We start from the raw sequence: 21246 nt of genomic DNA, 5'->3' as shown, positions 1-21246 counted from the left end.
CAACCTGTGAATCGGTTATCAACGACTTTTTGGTTATAACCTAATCATCAATAAATAGCATATTAGCCAGGCGCATTATGCTTGTATTAAGCATCCCCTTCCGACCGGAGCCGATATGACTCACATCCGACACCCTGAACGACTCAGGGCCTTTATCGGCGCGCTGGCCGAGCTGATCGACAGCAACCCGGGGGAAGGCGACCTGCTCTCCCGGGGTGGCAAGCTGCTGGGGCAGCTGGTCAGTCATGACGACTGGCTGCCGAATGAGTTCGCCGTGCCCGATCCGACGCGCTATCAACAATTTCTGTTGCACGCCGACTCACGGCAGCGGTTTTCGGTCGTCAGCTTCGTGTGGGGGCCGGGCCAGAGCACGCCGATTCATGATCATCGCGTCTGGGGCTTGATCGGCATGCTGCGTGGCGCCGAGTATTCCCAGGGGTTCGCCCGCAGCGCCGATGGCCGACTCGAACAGGAAGGCCCGACGATCCGCCTGGAGCCCGGCCATGTCGAGGCGTTATCGCCGCGCAGCAACGACATTCATCAGGTCAGCAACGCCTTCGACGACCAGGTGTCGATCAGTATTCATGTCTACGGCGCCAACATCGGCGCCGTGAAGCGCGCTGTTTACCAGCCCGATGGCAGCGAAAAGCTGTTCATCTCCGGTTATTCCAACGCCTTTCTCCCGAACATCTGGGATCTGTCCATAGAGAACCAAGCCCAATGAGCCATGAAACCCGTTCCTACGCTGACATCCGCCACGCCCTGCTCGCCCATGAGGAGGTCGCGCTGGTGGATGTGCGCGAAGAAGCCCCGTTCGCCGAAGCTCACCCCCTGTTCGCCGCCAACATCCCGTTGTCGAAGCTGGAGTTGGAGGTGCTCGCGCGCATCCCGCGTCGCGACACCGCTGTCACCGTTTATGACAACGGCGAAGGTCTGGCCGAACGCGCCGTGAAGCGTTTTCAGGACCTGGGTTACAGCGACGTCACGCTGCTTGAAGGCGGGTTGCAGGGCTGGCGCGACGCAGGCGGCGAGGTGTTCATTGACGTCAACGTGCCGAGCAAGGCGTTCGGCGAACTGGTAGAGCACCATCGCCACACGCCATCGCTGGCCGCCGAGGAGGTCAAGCAGTTGCTCGACGCCAAGGCCGACGTGGTGGTGCTGGATGCGCGGCGGTTCGATGAATACCAGACCATGAGCATTCCCACCGGCGTCAGCGTGCCCGGCGCCGAGCTGGTGCTGCGGGCCCGTGAGCTGGCGCCCGATCCCAACACCCGGATCATCGTCAATTGCGCCGGCCGTACGCGCAGCATCATCGGCACCCAGTCGCTGGTCAACGCCGGCCTGCCCAACCCGATCTCCGCCCTGCGCAATGGCACCATCGGCTGGCTGCTGGCCGGGCAGACCCTGGATCATGGGCAATCCCGGCGCTTCCCGCAGGTCACTGAAGCGACCCGGGAAGTTGCTCAGGCGGATGCGCGCAACGTGGCGGACAAAGCGCTAGTGAAACGAGGCAGCCGCGCGGACTTGCCGGTCTGGCAGGCAGAAACGACTCGCACGACGTACCTGTTCGATGTGCGCACGCCGGAAGAATTCGAAGCCGGCCATGTGCCGGGGGCCCGTTCGACGCCGGGCGGCCAGTTGGTGCAGGAGACTGACCATTACGCCAGCGTGCGCGGCGCGCGAATTGTCTTACTCGACGACGACGGCGTGCGCGCGAACATGTCGGCTTCGTGGCTCGCACAGCTCGGCTGGGAGGTGTTCGTGGTGGACGATCTGAGCCCTGAGGATTTCAGCGAAAAAGGCGGCTGGAACGCGCCGAGTCCACCCTCGCCACAGGTCGAGGAGATCAGCGCCGAAACATTGCGCCAGTGGCGCGAGCACGGTGGCGTGGCGGTGCTGGATTTCACCGCCAGTGCCAACTACGTCAAGCAGCATATTCCGGGGGCTTGGTGGACGCTGCGAGCCGACCTTGCCAACGCACTGCAAAGCATCCCGTTTGCCGAGCGTCACGTGCTCACCTGTGGCAGCAGCAGACTCGCGCGCTTGGCCGTGTCGGAGGTCGAAGCGCTGACCGGCAAGCCGGTGTTTGTGCTGAAGGACGGCACCGCCAGCTGGGTGGCGGCGGGGTTCGAGCTTGAGCATGGCGAAAGCCATCTGGCCTCCCCGCGCATCGATCGTTATCGCCGGCCCTATGAAGGCACCGATGCACCGCGTGAGGCGATGCAGGCGTATCTGGATTGGGAGTACGGATTGGTCGAGCAGTTGGGCCGCGACGGGACCCACGGGTTTTATGTGATCTGAGTCGGCGGGAAAATAGCAGGAGCCGAAGTCATTCCACTACAAGCGGCTCCTGCACAAAAGGCATCGCCCCAAAAATAGTTATGCATTAATCTAATAATTATGATCTTCATAATCACACAAATACATAATTAGTATATAACCAAAAGATACTTCTATTCCGTTTCTTATAGGCATAAGGTCAATCCCCTTGCCGACCCCTTCTCCAGGCGGAGGCCGAGAATCCACTTTCACGCCTGGAGACACGCACCATGTCCGCCCCTTCCACTCCCCTGCTCCGCGTTCGACACGTGATCCTCGGTGCACTGCTCGCATTCTCATTCAGCCAAACCACACTGGCCGCCGAGCCACTCCAGCCGCTGCTCGTCGCCAACCAGAAGTCCGCGCTGAAGGTGCTGCTGGAGGTGTCCGGCGAGCTGAAGGACGTACCGTACCAGATCAAGTTTTCCGAATTCCCTTCGGCGTCGCCATTGGGCGAAGCCCTGAACGCACGGGCCGTCGACGTCGGCGCACTGGGCGACGCGCCGTATGTCTTTGCGCTGGGCGCGGGTGCCGCGTTGAAGGTCATCAGCATCACCCACGTCAGCGGCCGCTACACCACTGCATTGATCGTGCGCAACGACTCGCCGATCAAGTCGGTTGCCGACCTCAAGGGCAAGCGCATCGTCACCGGACGCGGATCCATCGGCCATTACCTGGCCATCCGCGCGCTGAACGAAGCAGGCCTGAAGACCAGCGACGTGAATTTCGTCTACCTGTTGCCCAGCGAGTCGCGGCTGATCCTCGACAACGGCGATGCTGACGCCTGGGCCACCTGGGCGCCTTACACCACTGTCGCGACGCAGAACGGCGCGCGCATCCTCCCCAACGGCCCGGACTTGCTGACCAATCATTCCTACCTCGCTGCGACCAGCAAAGCCATCGCCGACAAGCGCGTGCAACTGGACGACTTCGTGGTGCGGCTCGACCGCGCCTACCGCTGGGCCAACGCCCATCCCGCCGAATACGCCGCCGCCCAGGCCAAGGTCACCGGGCTGCCATTGGCCGTGCATCTCGCGGTCAACCAGGACACCAAAATGGAACGCGTGAGCATCGATGACGGCGTCATCAAGGGGTTGCAGAACACGGCAGACATCTACCAGCGCGAAGGCATCCTGAATAAGCACGTCGACGTGTCCCACGGCTTCGACCCGGATTTCAACGCCATCCGCCTGGCCGCCGAGCAATCAGCCGAGCAAGCCGCCCACCAGGCCAATCCCCAAGCTGCGCGCTAAGCGCTCAACTCAGGAGCACACATCATGAGCAAGCCTCGTCAACTCAAATTCGGTGCAATGGTCCACGGCGTGGGCCACGGTTGGGGCGAGTGGCGCCACCCGGACGCGCAGGCCGACGCTAGCACCAACTTCGACTGGTACAAGGATCAGGCCCGGCTGGCTGAAGACGCGAAATTCGACTTCGCGTTCATCGCCGACAGCCTGCACATCCACGAGAACTCCAGCCCGCACTACCTCAACCGTTTCGAGCCACTGACCATTCTCTCGGCGCTGGCGGCGACGACTTCAAAGATCGGCCTCGTGGCGACCGTGACCGTCAGCTACACCGAGCCCTTTCAAGTGGCGCGGCAGATCTCTTCGCTGGACCACATCAGCGGCGGCCGCGCTGGCTGGAACGTCGTCACCTCATGGCTCAGCGGCACCGCCGAGAACTTCAGCAAGAGCGAGCATCCGCCCCACGCCGTGCGCTATCGCATCGCCAGGGAGCACGTGTCGGCGGTCAAAGGGCTGTGGGATTCCTGGGAGGACGACGCTTTCACCCGTAACAAGCAGACCGGCGAGTTTTTCGACCGCAGCAAGCTGCACGCCTTGAATCACTCGGGCGACTTTTTCCAGGTCAAAGGCCCGCTGAACATCGCCCGCTCGCGCCAGGGCCAGCCGGTGTTGTTTCAGGCAGGGACCTCCGAGGACGGGCGCAACTTCGCTGCAGAATATTCCGATGCGATTTTCGTCCACGCCGAGTCCCTGGAAGAGACCCAGGCGTATTACGTCGACCTCAAGCGCCGCGCCGTCGGCTCTGGGCGCAACCCGGATGACCTGTCGATTTTGCCGGGGATTCGGCCGATCGTCGGGCGCGACGCCGAAGAGGTTGAACAGCGTTATCAGCAAGCCGTGCAACTGGTGAGTATCGAAGACGCTATCGTCGCGCTGGGCCGGCCGTTCAACGATCACGACTTCAGCCAATACCCGCTGGATGCGCCGTTTCCGGACGTGGGCGATCTGGGTGCCAACAGCCAGAAAGGCGGTTCGGATCGGATCAAGCAGCAGGCCAGGGAGCAGAACCTGACCCTGCGTCAGGTTGCGCTGGAGTTCTCCCGCCCTCGCCGTGAGTTTGTCGGCACGCCGGAACAGGTCGCCGATCAGATTCAGCAGTGGTTCGAGAATGGCGCCAGTGATGGCTTCATCATCAATTCGCTGTTGCCTGATGGGCTGAAATACTTCACCGAACTGGTGATTCCGGTCCTGCAGCAGCGCGGCCTGCAACGCAGTGATTACACCGGCTCGACCCTGCGCGAACACTTTGGCCTGGAGTTTCCCGTCAATCGTCATACCGCCGCGCGGCTGGCAGCGGCTGCAAAGGTCACGGACGCTGAAAGATCGCAGGTCCCGGCATGAGCGCAGGATTGAATCGGCAGCCTGATACATCGGCGATTGCCGAGACGGAGGCGGCCTTTGTTGCGCGTTTGCAAGGGATAACCGAACGGCTGGCCGAGACCGCTCAGCACTAAGATGAAACGGCTGACTTCCCACACGAGAACTTCCATTTGCTGCACGAGCAAGGTCTGCTCGGGCTGACGGTCGAAGGGGCGCTGGGGGGCGGCGATGCGGACCTTAAGCGGGCACAGCAAGTGATCCGCGCGGTGGCGAAGGGTGAGCCTTCCACTGCGCTGATTCTGGTGATGCAGTACATCCAGCACGCACGCATTCGCGAAATCAAAAACTGGCCCGAGCATTTATACCGACAGGTCGCGCTGGACGCGGTGCATAAAGGTGCGCTGATCAACGCACTGCGCGTCGAGCCGGATCTGGGTTCCCCTTCTCGCGGCGGGCTGCCGGCGACGATTGCGCGCCGGACGGCGGAAGGCTGGCGGATCAGCGGACGGAAAATTTACTCGACGGGGAGCCACGGCCTGACCTGGTTTAACGTTTGGGCGCGCAGCGATGACGCCGATCCGCTGGTCGGTATGTGGCTGGTGCGCAAGGACAGCCCGGGCGTGAGCATCGTCGAGGACTGGGATCATTTGGGCATGCGCGCGACTTCCAGCCACGAGGTGATTTTCGACGACGTACTGGTGCCGCTGGATCATGCCGTCAACACCAGCCCGGCGAGTTCGCCGCAGCCTGAGCTGGATGCGACGGGATTGCTGTGGATGTCGGTGTTGTTGTCGTCGGTGTACGACGGCATTGCACAATCGGCGCGGGACTGGCTGGCGGGTTTTCTGGAGCAGCGCACGCCGTCCAACCTGGGGGCCTCGCTCTCGACGCTGCCGCGCTTTCAGGAAGTGCTCGGGCACATCGACACGCTGTTGTTTGCCAACCGGACACTGCTGGACTCGGCGACTCATGGGCTGACGCCGGCCGGTCATGGGGCGCAGATCAAATACCTGGTGACCAGCAACGCCATTCGCGCGGTTGAACTGGCGATTGAAGCCACCGGCAACCCCGGCCTGTCCCGCAGCAACCCACTGCAACGGCATTACCGCAACGTCGTCTGCGGCCGTGTTCATACGCCGCAGAATGACGTGGTGTTGCAGGGGGTGGGCAAGGCCGTGTTTGCCGGGCGAGCAGTCAGGCAGTAAGTAGCACCACATTCCACAGTAGGACCGGCTTCAGCCGGGAAGGCGCCAGTATGAACGCCCCAAATCTTGCAGCGCGACGCCTGACGTCTTCCCCGGCTAAAGCCGGTCCTACCATGCGCCGTGCATCAGCTTGCCGATCAAGCCAGCATTTCAGGCGGCTCGAACGCGGTGATCGGCGGCACTTCGCCGTGCCACTTTTCAACGTCAACAGTCACCGTCTGCGCCGAGCAGCCCTGAGACAGACTCGACGCCCCAATGTCTTCAGTCAGCACATTCGGATTGCCGTGTTTCTCCAGACTGTTCGCCTGCCCCCTCACCAACGGATCAAACCAGGCTCCCGTGGCGATCTGTACCACGCCCGGGCGAATGTCGTCGGACACAATCACCCCGGCCAGAAAAGCACCTCGATCGTTGAACACCCTGACCACATCCCCCTCGGCAATCCCGCGCGCCAAGGCGTCCTGCCGGTTGATCGTCAACGGCTCCCGACCCTGAATTTTCGAGGCCTGGCTGTAAGCCCCGTGATCGTATTGACTGTGCAGGCGCGTCTTCGGCTGGTTCGATAGCAGATGCAGGGGGAGTGGCTGGGCGGGCTTGTCCAGCCAAACGGGATGGCCGGGGCAGTCGGCATAGCCAAAGCCTGCGATCGTCTCACTGAAAATCTCGATCTTGCCCGACGGTGTCTGCAGCGGACTCGCTTGGGGATCATCCCGAAAGGTCTTGAGCAGCACAGTATCGTCTGCCGGGTAATCCACTTCGAAGACGCCCTTGCGCCAGAACTCCTCAAAATCCGGCAGCTCGATGGCAAAGCTTCCGGCACGTGGTCGCGACTCTTCATACAGCAAGCACAGCCATTGCCCGGCGTCACGGCCCTCAGTAAACACCTGCTCGCAGTCCAGCCGACGGGACAGCTCGGCGAAGATCGCGTAATCGTCCCGCGCCTCCCCCACCGGCTCGATCGCCTTGTGCATGGCGATCATGAAGCGGTCGGACGCCGCGCTACCGATGTCATCACGCTCCAGCGCAGTGGTCGCAGGCAGCACAATGTCCGCGTGTTTGGCCTGAGCGGTCCAGAACTGCTCGTGAACGATGATGGTTTCCGGACGCTGCCAGCCCTGCAGCAGTCGATGGATGTCCTGGTGATGATGAAAGATGTTGCCGCCGGCCCAGTACACCAGTCGGACGTCCGGGTAGTGATAACGCTTGCCGTTGTAATCGAACGCCTCGCCGGGATTGAGCAGCATGTCGGTGACCCGCGCCACCGGGATGAAATCCTTGACCGGGTTCACGCCCTGAGAAAAGCGCGGCCCGGAAAACGCCTTGCGCCCGCTGCCGGTGTTGTTCATGCAGCCATAACCCAGCCCGAAGCCGCCGCCGGGCAGACCGATCTGCCCAAGCATCGCCGCCAACGTCACGGTCATCCAGAACGGTTGCTCGCCAAACTGCGCTCGCTGCAGTGAATAAGCGACGTTGATCATCGTGCGCTTGCCGGCCATCTCCCGCGCCAGGCTGACGATCCGTTGCGCCGGAATATCCGTCAGCGCTGCCGCCCACTCCGGCGTCTTCGCCACGCCATCTACCGCGCCGAGCACATATTCGATGAAGCGCTCATGCCCCACCGTATAACGACGCAGAAAATCTACGTTGTGCAGCCCTTCGTCCACCAGCACCCAGCACAGCGCCATCATCAGCGCAGTGTCGGTGCCGGGCCGCACGGCGAGCCACTCATTGCGCTGCGGTCCGGTTAAATCATCACGCAGCGGGCTGACATTGACGAACTGCACGCCGGCGTCCGACATACTGCGAATGCCGTTGCTGACCAGATGATCGCTGGCACCGCCGGGGCTGCATTGCGCGTTCTTCAACGGCAACCCGCCAAACGCGAAGAACAGCTCGCAGTGCTCCGCCAGATTCTGCCAGGAGGTGTGCGCCGCCAGCAGCCAGTCCATGTTGCCGACGATGTGCGGCATCAACACCCGGCCCGCGCCGAGGCTGTAACTGTCGACGCTGTAGACATAGCCGCCGCAGCTGTTGAGAAAACGGTGCAACTGGCTTTGGGCGTGATGAAAACGCCCTGCACTGCCCCAGCCGTAGCTGCCACCGAAAATGGCCTGATTGCCGTGCTCGGCCTTCACCCGGGTCAGCTCGGTGGCGACCAGATCCAGTGCAACGTCCCACGGCACCTCGACGAAGGCTTCGTTGCCGCGCAGGTGCGGGTTGCGCAGGGCCGGATGATCGTCGAAGCGCTCGAGAAAACTGCGGCGCAGGGCCGGCCGACGGATCCGCGTGGCCGAGTCGATTGTCCCGGGAATAGACGAACCGATCGGCGAAGGGTCCGCGTCCCACTCCACCGGATCCATGGCCTGAAGCCGTCCGTCAACAACCCGCGGACGGTAAGCGCCCCAATACAACGAGGTGAAACTCATGGATCAATGCTCCAGCAAGTGGGCCTGTGCGGTGAGTGCCGTGATCGATCATCGCGCCGCTTGTGCCCACGCGTCAGCCCCGGCTTCAAGGGCAGAGGCAAAGGAGTCGTCGAACACAGTGCCTGCCGGATAGGACTTCGTCAGCCCCGCAGCGTTGAAAAAGTCGATGGTCTGCTGCGCCTGGGTAATGACCTGGGGTGAAATCGGCAGCACCACCGTCGCCGAACGCTCGAACCAGCCCCGCGCCACCTCGGGATCGGCCTTGGACAGGACCGCCCACGCATTAGCGTACGTGTCGGTGTTCTGCTTGTTGGCGACCGACCAGGCCCGCGCTTTTTGCAGGCGCTGAAGGAAGTCGGTGATTTCCGGGCGCTTGTCTTTGATCGAGCGGTCATTGGCCACGACAAAGCTCTGCGCCGGGATAAGGTTTTGCGCGGTGGTGATCACCCGCCCGCCCTGGCGCTCCTGTTGAATCACGTAAGGATCCCACGTGGCGATGGCGTCGACCGACCCGCCGTCCAGCGCATGTGAAGCGTCCAGCGCACTCAGATATCGGTATTCCACCGCATCCCGCGCGATGCCGGCCTTGTCCAGCGCAGTCAGCATCAATTGCTGGCTCCACGAACCCTTCCAGATCGCCACCCGCTTGCCTTTAAGGTCGGCCACCGATTTGATCGGCGAATCCTTGCCCACCACGATCGCCACCCCCGCCAGGTTCTGCCGGGAAACGCCAATCACCTTGATGGGCGCCCCTAACGCGCCGAGAAACAGCACCGGCGCATCACCCAGCAAGCCGACGTCGAGGCTGCCGGCATTGAGTGCTTCCGCCACGGGCGAGCCGGCAGTGAACTGCTTCCACTCCAGTGTGTAAGGTAAATCGTTGAGAACGCCGGCAGCTTCCATGACCGTTCGGGCGCCATAGCTTTGATCGCCCACCACCAGTTCTGCGGCATGCACCGCGCTGAGGGAGCTGGTGAATAAAAGAAGGGACAAGGCAGGGCGCAGCAGCAGGGATTTGATCGACACAGGCAATCTCCGGGGAGGCTCCATCGGAACCGGATCATGAAATGAACGCCGGTCCGCCTGTGCGGTAGCCGATTCTTGGGCCTGCGCCGGGTGAAGCAGCGTCAGGGATCAGAACCATAGCATCGAAGGTTATATTAATTAAATTCAATATAGCTATATGCAAATATGCGGAATGTGCAGGAAGCCGCGAAAGTGCGTGAGCTTGATAAACCTAACGATTTTGCTTAAAGAGGTACGTATTGCATCACTCGCCCATCATCCCGAACTAGGCGACTACGGGCCAATGGCATAGTATGCCAACATTCAATGAGCTCACGTTTCTCAACCTGGAGCGGATTATGGCTACGCGTAACGTTGTACTGACCACGCATCAGGAACAGGTAATTCACGAACTGGTCCAGTCCGGGCGGTACCAAAATGCCAGCGAAGTAATGCGCGAAGGACTGCGGCTGCTGGAACAGCGAATCGCTGAAGATACGGCAAAAGTTGAGGCCCTTCGCCAAGCCACCTCGATCGGCTTGATGGACCTTGAACAGGGTCGCTTCACCGAACTCTACGAAGGCGACCTCAAGCAGTACCTCGAAGATTTGAGCGTTGAGGCAAATGTCGCCACACGCGCGAAGAACTGAGCATGTCGCACTATCGAATATCCAGCGCAGCGCGCGCCGACATCATCGACACTCTCAAGCACTCTCAGGCGCAGTTTGGCGACCAAGCACGACAACGCTATCAAGCGCTGATCCTTGAAGCGCTGCAGCTCATCGCTAACGCGCCCCACCGCATCGGCAGCTATCAGCGGGATGAACTTGCACCGAGTCTTCGCAGCTTTCACCTCACTTACGCTCGCCAGCATGCCAGGCACATCCATGGTCCAGTCAAAAGCCCGAGACATCTCGTGTTGTATCGTGTGGCTAAAGACGAAGCAATTGAGGTCGTCAGGCTGCTTCATGACGCTATGGAAGTGGAGTTGCATGTGCCACGAGCCTGATCCACTGCCCGCCAAAGCTGCGCACTTGCTCACTCGCCGAAAATGAGGACGCTGCCTGCGCCACTTTAAGAGAGCTCATTTTCTTCAAATCCCGGACAAACAAAAACGCCGCTCTGTTGAGCGGCGTTTTTGAGAATTTGGAGCGGGAAACGAGACTCGAACTCGCGACCCCGACCTTGGCAAGGTCGTGCTCTACCAACTGAGCTATTCCCGCAAATGGCGTCCCCTAGGGGACTCGAACCCCTGTTACCGCCGTGAAAGGGCGGTGTCCTAGGCCACTAGACGAAGGGGACACAGCCTGGAAACACCATGGTGTTGTGTTCCAGTTCCAGAAACACATCCGAAGACGCTTTCTGGTTTCACTCAACTTCGCCCGAAAGCAAAGCTGCTTAAAAATGGAGCGGGAAACGAGACTCGAACTCGCGACCCCGACCTTGGCAAGGTCGTGCTCTACCAACTGAGCTATTCCCGCAATGGCGTCCCCTAGGGGACTCGAACCCCTGTTACCGCCGTGAAAGGGCGGTGTCCTAGGCCACTAGACGAAGGGGACACGCTACAACATTCACTCCCTGCTACGCTCTGCTGTGTGCTTTACGCTGCAAGTGGCGCGCATTCTATGGATGGATATAGGGGTCGTCAACCCCTCAGTGAAAATATATTCAAATCAATGACTTCGCCCTCTATTTAGGCAATGGACGGCCGATACACACGTGTCAGCCGCCATGGGAATATCAGGCGGAGTGACAGGACCACCTTCCCGCGATAGTGGATAGCCACTACACTCGCGCAAATTACTTGACTGAGGCTTGTGCGGTGACACCACTCTTTATCACCTTCTTGGTTGTAGCAGGCATCGTGCTCCTCATTGCGGTGGGCTATCTGAATCATGTCGCAGAAGGCAAAAAGGTCGAGCGCGCGCGAAGCATGGTCGAGCTCAATGATCGGCTGCGTCGCTGCAGCGAGCTGTCGGAAACCTTCCCCGGCCAGCTGATGACACCGGCGCTCAAGCTGCTGCTGGTGCGCCTGGAGCTGAACGTGGTCAAGCGCCTGCTCGCTCTGGAAAAAAGGAACAACCCGAACCTTCAGGAGCGCCAGGCTGAACTGGAAGCGCTGGTGGCCCAGGGTGACGCGATCACGGTCAGTAACCCGGCGAGCCCGATTCAGACCGAAGCCAAGGCCAAGGACGTGCGCTTCCTTCTGGAAGCCATGCACGGCCAGGTCACGCGGGCGGCCCACGATGGCTTCCTGCAAACGGCTGAAGCCAAGCACTGGATTCGCGAGATCCGCAATTTGCTGGTGCTGCTGCACATCGAGTTCTTCAACAACCTGGGCCAGCACGCGATGAGTCAGGAGCAGCCTGGCCAGGCCCGTCTGGCCTTCGAGCGTGGCGTTCAATACCTGAAAAATCAGCCTGAGCCCGCGCCGTGGAAAGCCCACTTGCAGGCCATGGAACGGCAACTGGCCAAGGCCAACTCCATGGTGCTGGACACCATTGCACCGACTGAAGACGACAATAATGAGCTGACCGAAGGCTTGAAGGTCGTGGACGCCGACGCCGAGTGGAAAAAGAAAGCCATCTACGACTGATGGCTAATGCCTGACGCACCGCGCAATACGGTGCGTCAGGACTTCATCTCAGCAATCGGTTGATTCCAGGAAAATCGCCGCCAGCCGCTCAATCCCCGCCTGATCTTCCTCGCTGAAGCGCCCGACACTCGGGCTGTCCAGATCCAGAACGCCAATCAGCTTTCCGTCTTTTATCAAAGGCACCACCACCTCGCTGTTGGACGCGCTGTCGCAGGCGATGTGTCCGGGAAACTCATGGACATCGTGCACGCGCTGGGTCTCGCGGCTCTGTGCCGCCGTGCCGCAGACGCCCTTGCCGAACGGTATGCGCACGCAGGCGATCTGCCCCTGGAACGGACCCAGGACGAGCTCTTCGTTGCGGTTGAGGTAGAAACCTGCCCAGTTCAAGTCGTCGAGCTGGCTATAAAGGAAGGCCGAAAACTGCGCCGCGTTAGCGATGAAGTCGCGCTCGTCGGCCAGCAGGGATTCCAGTTGTGCAGCCAGTAGGCGGTAGCCATCAAGACCCTCCGCTGCGGAATTCAAATCGATCATGCGTCTTGCTCCAGCATTTTCAAACCAACCCAGTAACGGGCGAACTGATACGCGCAACGGCCGTTGCGGTTGCCACGGCCGGTTGCCCAGCGCACGGCGTGGATCTCTAGCGCTTCATCGCGTTGCCATTGCAGGCCGGCCTTGGTCGCCAGCTCGCCGATCCAGTGTTCCACCACATCCAGAAAATGCTCCTGGGTGAAGGGATAGAACGACAGCCAGAGGCCGAAGCGGTCGGACAGCGCGATCTTGTCCTCGACGGCTTCGCTGGGGTGAATTTCGCCGTCGTCACCACGCTGCCAGTGAGCGTTGTCGCTCTCCTTCTCCGGCACCAGATGGCGGCGGTTGGACGTGGCGTATAAAAGGACGTTGTCTGGAGCCTGCTCCAGCGAACCGTCGAGCACGCTCTTGAGCACCCGATAGTCGCCTTCGCCGGATTCAAACGACAGGTCATCGCAGAACAGCACGAAGCGCTGGGGCAACGTCTGCAGTTGCTCGACCACACGCGGCAGATCGCCCAGATGATCACGCTCGATCTCGATCAGGCGCAGGCCGGCGTTGGCGTGCTCGGCCAGCAACGCGCGGACCAGCGACGACTTGCCCGTGCCACGGGATCCCCAGAGCAGCGCATGGTTGGCGGGCAGGCCATCGATGAACTGCTGCGTATTGCGGCCCAGTTGCTCACGCTGACGGTCGACACCGATGAGGTCGGACAGGCGCATGTCCAGGGTGACCTCCAGCGGCATCAGGTAACCGCCGCGGCCTTCGTGGACCCAGCGCGCGGCCAGCGTCGTTTCCCAGTCCACAGGCTGCCGCACGGCAGGCAACAGAGGTTCGAGACGCGCCAGTACCGACTCGGCGCGCTCCAGAAATGCGTTCAATCGAGAATCCACGGTTTCTCCTTGATTTAACGGGTTAACGCCCGGCCGCGATCAGCTATGCTTGCCACGCGACGGACACAAGAAGTGACAGTGCCTTTATGGATATACCGATCACCCACCGGCTGTCATTCAAACAGGCCCGTTTGACTGTGCTGATCGGCTTTGTATTGGGCACGCTGCTCAGTCTGTTTCAAATTGCCCTGGATTATGCCAGCGAAGACGCGTCCATCGATCGTGAAATTCGCTCCTTGCTGCAAATCAGTCACAACCCTGCCTCGCGCATTGCCTACAACCTGGACGCAGAACTCGCGCAAGAACTGACCCTCGGCCTGTTGCACTCCCCGGCCGTGGTCGGCGCGCGGCTGACTGATAACAACAACCTTCAGCTCGCTGCCGTATCACGACCGTTGGCGAAGAGCGCTTACCGGATGGTCAGTGATTTCCTGTTCGGCGGGAATCGGCAGTTCGAAGACGTGCTGAACCTGGACCACATCCCCAATGAGTCGATCGGCACCTTGCACCTGGATGTCGACACATTCGCCTTCGGCAGCCATTTTCTGCAGCGCGCCGTGATCACCCTGGTCAACGGCTTCGTGCGCAGCCTGGTGCTGGCCGGCCTGTTGCTGGCGCTGTTTTATTTCACCCTGACCAAACCGCTGACGGGCATGATCCGTGCGCTGTCCGAACGTGATCCGCGCAGCCCCGTTCAACCGCCGGTGCCCTGCCCGCACGGTCACGAAAATGACGAAATCGGCGTGTTGGTGGCGGTCACCAATCGGCAGTTCGAGAGCGTCGCCAGTGAGTTCGCGCGGCGGCGGGAGGCGGAAAACCGGCTCACCGACCACCTCAACGAGCTGGAAGACATCGTCTCCGCGCGCACCAACCAGCTCGAAGCCAGCAACGTGCGTCTCAGCCAGTCCAACGAAGAACTGCAGATCGCGCGCAGCACGGCGCTGGACATGGCCCATGCGCGCTCGGCGTTTCTGGCCCACATGAGCCATGAAATCCGCACGCCGCTCAATGGACTGCTGGGCATGCTGGCCCTGTCCCTCGATGGCCCGCTGAGTGCAGAACAGCGCCAGCAGCTGTCCATTGCCCACGACTCGGGCAAGGTGCTGGTCGAACTGCTCAACGACATCCTCGACCTGTCGAAATTCGACGCCGGCCAGGTTGAGCTTGAGCGCATTCCGTTCGATCTGGCTGCCTTGATCGAAGACACGGCCAGCCTGCTGTCGCAGAACGCCGCGCCGAATGTCGAGCTGACCTGCCTGATCGACCCGCGCTTCCCGGCGTCCGTGCTGGGTGACCCGACGCGGGTGCGGCAGATCGTCAGTAACCTGCTCTCGAACGCGCTCAAGTTCACCCGCGCCGGCCGCGTGGATGTGCGCCTCAGTCAGCATGGCGACCACGTGCGCATCGAGGTGTGCGACACCGGCATCGGCATTGCGCAGGATGCCCAGGCGAAGATTTTTCAGCCGTTCACCCAAGCCGAGGCCGCGATCACCCGGCAGTACGGCGGCACCGGCCTGGGCCTGACCCTGACCCATAACCTGACCGATGCCATGAACGGGCAATTAAGTATCGAGTCCGCCGTTGGCGTCGGCAGCCGCTTCCGCGTGGATCTGCCGCTGCCGACACACACCCCTGCGCTGCAATGGCCGCTGCTGAAAGGCAAGGTGCTGGTGGCCAGTGACGCCGACAGCGGATTGCTGGAAATGCTGAGCCGACTGCTGCCGGAATGGGGCGTCACCTGTCAGCACCTGGCCGACAGCGCGACACCCGATGCCGATGCGCACCTGCTGATCACCGATTGCCCGGAGTGCCTGGTGACTATCCGCGAGGCGTGCACGGTGCCGGTGTTGCTGGTGACTGCGTACGGCAATTTCATGCCCGGCGAGCAGGTTGCGGCCCTGGCGCCGCTGCAGCAGCAAGCGCGGCCACTCTCGCGCAACGTGTTGCATCAGAGCCTGGCGCGCATTCTGGACGCCGACGGCCAGGCAGGCATCAGCCACGAACTGGGACACCCGTCGCCCACCCATCGGGCGCGTATTCTGCTGGTGGAGGACAACCCGGTTAATCAGCTGGTGGCGAAGGGCATGCTCGGCAAGCTCGGTTGCGATGTGGTCGTCAGCAGCAATGGCGCCGAGGCGCTGCAGCAGCTTGAGCAGGATCACTTCGATCTGGTGCTGATGGACTGCAACATGCCAGTGATGAACGGCTATGACGCCACTCGCCGAATCCGGGAGAGCGGGCGCTGGTCGGATCTGCCGATCATCGCGCTGACGGCCAACGCGATGCCGGAAGAACGCGAACACTGCAAGGCCGCGGGCATGAGCGACTACCTGGCCAAGCCGTTTCGTCGCGAGGAATTGATGGCGTTGCTGGATCAGTGGATCCCCGTGGAACAGCCGCATTAAAGGCTGCTTCGGTCAACCGGTGGCGTGTTCTTTCAACAGCGCTTCGATGTCGGCCTTGATGTCTTCCGGCTTGGTCAATGGGGCATAACGCTTGACCAGCTTGCCGTCACGGCCCACCAGGAACTTGGTGAAGTTCCACTTGATCCCTTCCGAACCCAGCAGTCCCGGCGCGCGCTTCTTGAGCTGGACGAAAAGCGGGTGGGCGTGGCTGCCGTTGACGTCGATCTTCTTGAACAGCGGAAAGCTCACCCCGTAGTTCAGTTCGCAAAAGTCGGAAATCGCGCCTTCGTTGCCCGGCTCCTGCTTGCCGAACTGGTTGCACGGAAAGCCCAGCACCACCAGCCCGCGATCCTTGTAGCCCTGCCACAACGCCTCAAGGCCCTTGTACTGCGGGGTGAAACCGCACTTGCTGGCGGTGTTCACCACCAATACCGCCTTGCCGCCGAAATCAGCCAGGGTCTTTTGCTCGCCCTTGATCGTTTGCACCGGAATGTTCAGCAGTTCGTCGCTCATGGCGATGCCTCGAAATAGTAAACCGCCAAGCTAGCGCGCCATTGTCTGGCGCGCTATCCCATTGTTGCCGGTGATAAGCCTGCATCAGGCGCTGCGCGGCACCAGGTCCAGGCATACGGAGTTGATGCAGTAGCGCAGACCGGTGGGCGGCGGACCATCCGGGAACACGTGACCGAGGTGAGCATCGCATTTACTGCAGACCACTTCGGTGCGGATCATGCCGTGACTGACGTCGCGCACTTCGACCACTGCGCTGCCTTCCAGCGGCGCGTAGAAGCTCGGCCAGCCGCAACCCGAATCGAACTTGGTGGTCGAATCGAACAGCGGCTCGTTGCAACAGATGCAGTGGTAAACGCCGTCGGTCTTGGTCTCGTTGTATTTGCCGCTGAATGGACGCTCCGTGCCCTTCAGCCGGCAGACGTTGTACTGCTCCGGATCGAGCATCGCTTTCCATTCTTCAAGGGTTTTATCCAGCTTAGCCACGGGTAGACCTCCGTAAATGAAAAAGCCCGATCTGTGTCTTTTCCACGGATCGGGTGGCACGTATGATTGCGCCTTCGTTGGACGCCAGTCTGTCACCCGCGTTTCTCGCGTACAAACCCATTTTGATGGCGTCATGCTCAGCGGTCCGCGCTTCTTCATACAGCGGGCCGTCTCTTTTCGGGACCAATCACCATGCAGTTCAGCAAATCGAACAAGCTCGCCAACGTCTGCTACGACATTCGCGGGCCGGTGCTCAAGCACGCCAAGCGCCTGGAAGAGGAAGGCCATCGCATCCTCAAGCTGAACATCGGCAACCCGGCGCCGTTTGGTTTCGAGGCGCCGGACGAAATCCTGCAGGATGTGATCCGCAACCTGCCCATGGCCCAGGGCTACAGCGACTCGAAAGGCCTGTTCAGCGCGCGCAAGGCGGTGATGCAGTATTACCAGCAGAAGCAGGTCGAAGGTGTCGGCATCGAAGACATCTATCTGGGCAATGGCGTCTCGGAACTGATCGTGATGTCGATGCAGGCCTTGCTCAATAACGGCGACGAAGTGCTGGTGCCGGCGCCGGACTACCCGCTGTGGACCGCAGCCGTGGCGTTGTCCGGCGGCAACCCGGTGCATTATCTGTGCGACGAGCAGGCCAACTGGTGGCCTGATCTGGAAGACATGAAGGCCAAGATCACGCCGAACACCAAGGCCATGGTGATCATCAACCCGAACAACCCGACCGGCGCCGTCTATTCCCGTGAAGTGTTGCTGGGGATGCTGGAGATTGCCCGTCAGCACAATCTGGTGGTCTTTTCCGACGAAATCTATGACAAGATTCTCTACGACGACGCCGTGCACATCTGCACCGCGTCGCTGGCTCCAGACTTGTTGTGCCTGACCTTTAACGGGCTGTCGAAGTCCTATCGGGTGGCGGGTTTCCGCTCGGGCTGGATCGCGATTTCCGGGCCCAAGCACAACGCAGTCAGCTATATCGAAGGCATCGATATCCTGGCAAACATGCGCCTGTGTGCCAACGTGCCCAGCCAGCACGCGATCCAGACCGCCCTGGGTGGCTATCAGAGCATCAATGACCTGATCCTGCCGCCGGGCCGATTGCTGGAACAGCGCAACCGGACTTGGGAATTGCTCAACGACATTCCGGGCGTCAGCTGCGTGAAACCGATGGGCGCGTTGTACGCCTTCCCGCGCATCGACCCGAAGGTCTGCCCGATCCACAACGACGAGAAGTTCGCGCTGGACCTGCTGCTCTCGGAAAAACTGCTGATCGTTCAGGGTACGGCATTCAACTGGCCGTGGCCGGACCACTTCCGCGTGGTGACACTGCCGCGGGTGGATGACCTGGAACAGGCCATTGGCCGCATCGGCAATTTTCTGAAGACTTACAAGCAGTAACGCACCTAATGGAGCCGGCTCGCGGGTGACCGCCCGCAAGCCGGCTCCGGGCGAGTCAAGCGCAATCGCTCTGCCCTCACCCTCTCGCCGATGACACTTATCGCCGGGGCGACAGCAAACGACACAGTTTGAAATGATCGCCCGGTTGAATACGCACTGACATCACCTTATATACCCCCGCAGTACGTTACATATTCTTCCTGAGGAGAAACTCTTAACCATGATGCGCATTTTGCTGTTTTTGGCCACTAACCTTGCGGTCGTGCTGATTGCCAGCATCACCCTGAGCCTTTTTGGCTTCAACGGGTTCATGGCGGCCAACGGGGTTGATCTGAACCTCAATCAGCTGCTGATCTTCTGCGCTGTGTTCGGTTTCGCCGGTTCGCTGTTCTCGCTGTTCATCTCCAAATGGATGGCGAAGATGAGCACGGGCACCGAGATCATTACCCAACCCCGCACCCGCCATGAGCAATGGCTGCTGCAGACCGTAGAACAATTGTCCCGCGATGCGGGCATCAAAATGCCGGAAGTGGGTATTTTCCCCGCCTACGAGGCCAACGCCTTTGCCACCGGCTGGAACAAGAACGACGCGCTGGTTGCGGTGAGTCAGGGCCTGCTGGAGCGTTTTTCGCCCGATGAAGTGAAGGCGGTGCTGGCTCACGAGATCGGCCACGTGGCCAACGGCGACATGGTCACGCTGGCGCTGGTCCAGGGCGTGGTCAACACCTTCGTCATGTTCTTTGCGCGGATCATCGGCAACTTCGTCGACAAGGTGATCTTCAAGAACGAAGAAGGCCGTGGCGTCGCGTTCTACATCGCGACCATCTTCGCTGAAATCGTGCTGGGCTTCCTCGCCAGCGCCATCGTCATGTGGTTCTCGCGCAAGCGTGAATACCGCGCCGACGACGCCGGTGCCCGCCTGGCCGGTACAGGCGCGATGATCAGCGCACTGCAGCGTCTGCGTTCGGAACAGGGCGTTCCGGTGCAAATGCCTGAGAGCATGACGGCGTTCGGCATCAACGGTGGTTTGAAGCACGGCCTGGCCGGGCTGTTCATGAGCCACCCGCCGCTGGAAGAACGCATCGAGGCACTTCGTCGCCGCGGTTGATTCCGTGATAGCTGTACGAGAAAGGGCGACGTGAAGTCGCCCTTTTCTTTCGTGCTCATTTCCTGGCGCTGCGCTATCGGCGATACAGCCGATACGCATATTCCATCAGGGACGTCGCGCCCGCATGCTTGAACTTCACGCCCTGCTCCAGCACGTCCAGATCCGCGACGCGCTTGACCCGCCAATCGGGGGACAACAGCTGCAGTACCTCATCCTCGTCCACCGAGAACGGCGGACCGGCGATCAGCGACTGATCGTAATCCAGCGTCACCAGCAAGCCGCAAGCGTCTTTTGACAGTAAATGATTGAGCTGTTTGACGTAACGCCAGCGCAAGTCCGGTGGCAGCGCAATCAGGGCGGCACGGTCGTAGAATGCAGTGCAGTCGCCAACGTCTTCGGGCTTGAGGGCAAAGAAGTCGCCGCACCAGATCTCGCAGCCCTCCGCGCGATAGACCTTGAGCGCGCCACGCTCCTCGAGCGTCGGCTGAAAGCCGTTCTCGCTGAAGAATCCCGCTACCGCTATTTCAGACAGTTCCGCGCCCACCACGTGAAAACCCTGGTTGAGCAGCCAGACCATGTCGATGCTTTTGCCGCACAACGGCACCAGCACGCGCTCCCCTGGCATGGCGGTGAGCTCTGGCCACAGACGCAACAGGTGCGAATTCACAGACGCCTGATTGAAACCGATCTGATTGATCGCCCAGCGCTCATGCCAAAAACGCGGCTCCATAGACACTCCTGATATCCCGATCAAAACGGACGAAAACTTATATTAGATTTAGATGGATGTACTGTCCGATCATGCCACTCACCTTATACGCTGAGGACACTGCAAATGCTGCCTAGCCTGTTCATTTCCCACGGCTCGCCCATGCTTGCACTCGAACCGGGCGAGAGTGGGCCGGCGCTCGCGCGTCTGGCCGCCGCCCTGCCTCGCCCCAAGGCCATCGTGATTGTCTCGGCGCACTGGGAAAGCAATGAACTGCTGGTCAACGGCAATCCACAGCCGGAAACCTGGCATGACTTCGGCGGCTTCCCCCCTGAACTCTTCGCCGTGCAATACCCGGCGCCCGGTATGCCGGAGCTGACGCACCGCGTGCTGGAACTGTTGGCGGAGGCTGACCTGCCTGCGCGCATGAACACCCAACGGCCGTTCGACCACGGGGTCTGGGTGCCGTTGTCCTTGATGTACCCGCAGGCCGACATTCCCATCGTGCAGGTTTCACTGCCCACGCGCATGGGCCCTGCCCTGCAGACGAAGGTCGGGCAGGCGTTGAACCGACTGCGCGAGGAGAACGTCTTGCTGATCGGTTCGGGCAGCATCACCCACAACCTGCGAGAGCTGGACTGGCAGGCAGGACCGGAGAGCATCACGCCGTGGGCCTTGGCGTTCCGCGACTGGATGGTGGACAAGCTGGCGGCGGACGATCTGGAAGCGCTGCACGACTACCGCCATCGGGCGCCGCATGCAGCGCGCAATCACCCGACGGATGAGCACCTGCTGCCGCTTTACTTCGCTCGGGCGGCGGGCGGGGAATTCAGTATTGAGCACCAGGGGTTCACGATGGGTGCGCTGGGGATGGACATTTATCGGTTTGGTTAAGGGGATGGATACAGCCCTGTACAGACTGTGTGAAAACCTAGCCAACCTGCCTCAGATCTAAGAAAATGCCCCGCATCGAAAGATGCGGGGCATTTTCTTATGGCGTACATCCAGGGCGAATCTCGAAACCA

18 protein-coding genes, 4 tRNA genes and 1 pseudogene are annotated in these 21246 nt (G+C 60.9%); 12 read left to right on the top strand and 11 right to left on the bottom strand.

Annotation, left to right across the window (positions count from 1 at the left end):
* Positions 1–115: 115 nt before the first annotated feature.
* From QWI20_RS18620 to QWI20_RS18600, 5 genes and pseudogenes are all read left to right on the top strand, one after another.
* Positions 116–724, top strand: a complete 609-nt coding sequence (locus QWI20_RS18620) for a cysteine dioxygenase (RefSeq protein ID WP_369306683.1) — start codon at positions 116–118, stop codon at positions 722–724.
* Positions 721–2301 (top strand): rhodanese-related sulfurtransferase, encoded by a 1581-nt coding sequence (locus tag QWI20_RS18615; RefSeq protein ID WP_369306682.1) that lies wholly within the window; start codon positions 721–723, stop codon positions 2299–2301. The genes QWI20_RS18620 and QWI20_RS18615 overlap by 4 nt, the downstream gene beginning before the upstream one ends.
* A 248-nt stretch (positions 2302–2549) precedes the next feature.
* Complete coding sequence (locus tag QWI20_RS18610) at positions 2550–3572, top strand: ABC transporter substrate-binding protein (RefSeq protein ID WP_369306681.1); 1023 nt, start codon at positions 2550–2552, stop codon at positions 3570–3572.
* Positions 3573–3596: 24 nt separating this feature from the next.
* Positions 3597–4967, top strand: a complete 1371-nt coding sequence (locus QWI20_RS18605; RefSeq protein WP_369306680.1) for an LLM class flavin-dependent oxidoreductase — start codon at positions 3597–3599, stop codon at positions 4965–4967.
* Positions 4964–6151 (top strand): annotated as a pseudogene (locus QWI20_RS18600) (acyl-CoA dehydrogenase family protein). The gene QWI20_RS18605 and the pseudogene QWI20_RS18600 overlap by 4 nt, the downstream one beginning before the upstream one ends.
* Before the next feature lie 137 nt (positions 6152–6288).
* Here QWI20_RS18600 and QWI20_RS18595 read toward each other — a convergent pair.
* Positions 6289–8577 (bottom strand): molybdopterin guanine dinucleotide-containing S/N-oxide reductase, encoded by a 2289-nt coding sequence (locus tag QWI20_RS18595; RefSeq protein ID WP_369306679.1) that lies wholly within the window; start codon positions 8575–8577, stop codon positions 6289–6291.
* Between the two features lie 48 nt (positions 8578–8625).
* Positions 8626–9588 (bottom strand): ABC transporter substrate-binding protein, encoded by a 963-nt coding sequence (locus QWI20_RS18590; protein WP_369306776.1) that lies wholly within the window; start codon positions 9586–9588, stop codon positions 8626–8628.
* A gap of 353 nt (positions 9589–9941) precedes the next feature.
* On the opposite strand from QWI20_RS18590, the gene QWI20_RS18585 reads away from it, so the two are divergent.
* Together QWI20_RS18585 and QWI20_RS18580 are read left to right on the top strand one after the other, a co-directional pair.
* Positions 9942–10232, top strand: a complete 291-nt coding sequence (locus tag QWI20_RS18585) for a type II toxin-antitoxin system ParD family antitoxin (protein ID WP_192172763.1) — start codon at positions 9942–9944, stop codon at positions 10230–10232.
* A gap of 2 nt (positions 10233–10234) precedes the next feature.
* Positions 10235–10591 (top strand): type II toxin-antitoxin system RelE/ParE family toxin, encoded by a 357-nt coding sequence (locus QWI20_RS18580; RefSeq protein WP_369306678.1) that lies wholly within the window; start codon positions 10235–10237, stop codon positions 10589–10591.
* 138 nt (positions 10592–10729) lie between these two features.
* Here the strand turns inward: QWI20_RS18580 and QWI20_RS18575 are convergent.
* From QWI20_RS18575 to QWI20_RS18560, 4 genes are all read right to left on the bottom strand, one after another.
* A tRNA-Gly gene (locus QWI20_RS18575) sits at positions 10730–10805 on the bottom strand.
* A gap of 3 nt (positions 10806–10808) precedes the next feature.
* Positions 10809–10884: transfer RNA gene (locus tag QWI20_RS18570), tRNA-Glu, on the bottom strand.
* Positions 10885–10987: 103 nt separating this feature from the next.
* Positions 10988–11063 (bottom strand) — tRNA-Gly (locus QWI20_RS18565).
* 2 nt (positions 11064–11065) lie between these two features.
* A tRNA-Glu gene (locus QWI20_RS18560) sits at positions 11066–11141 on the bottom strand.
* Between the two features lie 263 nt (positions 11142–11404).
* Here QWI20_RS18560 and QWI20_RS18555 point away from each other — a divergent pair.
* Entirely contained in the window at positions 11405–12178 is a 774-nt protein-coding gene (locus QWI20_RS18555; RefSeq protein WP_192172765.1) for a hypothetical protein, read from the top strand.
* Positions 12179–12226: 48 nt separating this feature from the next.
* Here QWI20_RS18555 and QWI20_RS18550 read toward each other — a convergent pair whose 3' ends face one another.
* Positions 12227–12709 (bottom strand): GAF domain-containing protein, encoded by a 483-nt coding sequence (locus QWI20_RS18550; RefSeq protein WP_369306677.1) that lies wholly within the window; start codon positions 12707–12709, stop codon positions 12227–12229.
* Positions 12706–13599 carry an ATP-binding protein gene (locus QWI20_RS18545; RefSeq protein ID WP_369306676.1) on the bottom strand — a complete coding sequence of 298 codons (894 nt, stop codon included), beginning with the start codon at positions 13597–13599 and terminating at the stop codon, positions 12706–12708. The genes QWI20_RS18550 and QWI20_RS18545 overlap by 4 nt, the downstream gene beginning before the upstream one ends.
* A gap of 86 nt (positions 13600–13685) precedes the next feature.
* Here QWI20_RS18545 and QWI20_RS18540 point away from each other — a divergent pair, with 86 nt between their 5' ends.
* Entirely contained in the window at positions 13686–16004 is a 2319-nt protein-coding gene (locus QWI20_RS18540; RefSeq protein WP_369306675.1) for an ATP-binding protein, read from the top strand.
* A gap of 12 nt (positions 16005–16016) precedes the next feature.
* Here the strand turns inward: QWI20_RS18540 and QWI20_RS18535 are convergent, their stop codons facing one another.
* Positions 16017–16517, bottom strand: a complete 501-nt coding sequence (locus tag QWI20_RS18535; RefSeq protein ID WP_369306674.1) for a glutathione peroxidase — start codon at positions 16515–16517, stop codon at positions 16017–16019.
* Between the two features lie 84 nt (positions 16518–16601).
* Entirely contained in the window at positions 16602–17000 is a 399-nt protein-coding gene (msrB, locus tag QWI20_RS18530; RefSeq protein WP_369306673.1) for a peptide-methionine (R)-S-oxide reductase MsrB, read from the bottom strand.
* A gap of 192 nt (positions 17001–17192) precedes the next feature.
* Between msrB and QWI20_RS18525 the strand changes: the two genes are divergently transcribed.
* Entirely contained in the window at positions 17193–18404 is a 1212-nt protein-coding gene (locus tag QWI20_RS18525) for a pyridoxal phosphate-dependent aminotransferase (RefSeq protein ID WP_065993069.1), read from the top strand.
* 220 nt (positions 18405–18624) lie between these two features.
* Entirely contained in the window at positions 18625–19512 is an 888-nt protein-coding gene (htpX, locus tag QWI20_RS18520) for a protease HtpX (RefSeq protein ID WP_369306672.1), read from the top strand.
* 73 nt (positions 19513–19585) lie between these two features.
* Here the strand turns inward: htpX and QWI20_RS18515 are convergent, their stop codons facing one another.
* Entirely contained in the window at positions 19586–20242 is a 657-nt protein-coding gene (locus tag QWI20_RS18515; protein WP_369306671.1) for a thiopurine S-methyltransferase, read from the bottom strand.
* Positions 20243–20347: 105 nt separating this feature from the next.
* Here QWI20_RS18515 and QWI20_RS18510 point away from each other — a divergent pair, with 105 nt between their 5' ends.
* The gene (locus QWI20_RS18510; protein WP_369306670.1) at positions 20348–21115 is read left to right on the top strand and encodes a class III extradiol ring-cleavage dioxygenase; all 768 of its coding nucleotides are present in this window, start codon (positions 20348–20350) and stop codon (positions 21113–21115) included.
* Positions 21116–21246: the final 131 nt, after the last annotated feature.

The sequence above is a fragment of the Pseudomonas sp. W2-17 genome (assembly GCF_041060445.1).
Classification (GTDB): domain Bacteria; phylum Pseudomonadota; class Gammaproteobacteria; order Pseudomonadales; family Pseudomonadaceae; genus Aquipseudomonas.
This window is presented reverse-complemented; position numbering and strand designations above follow the sequence as displayed.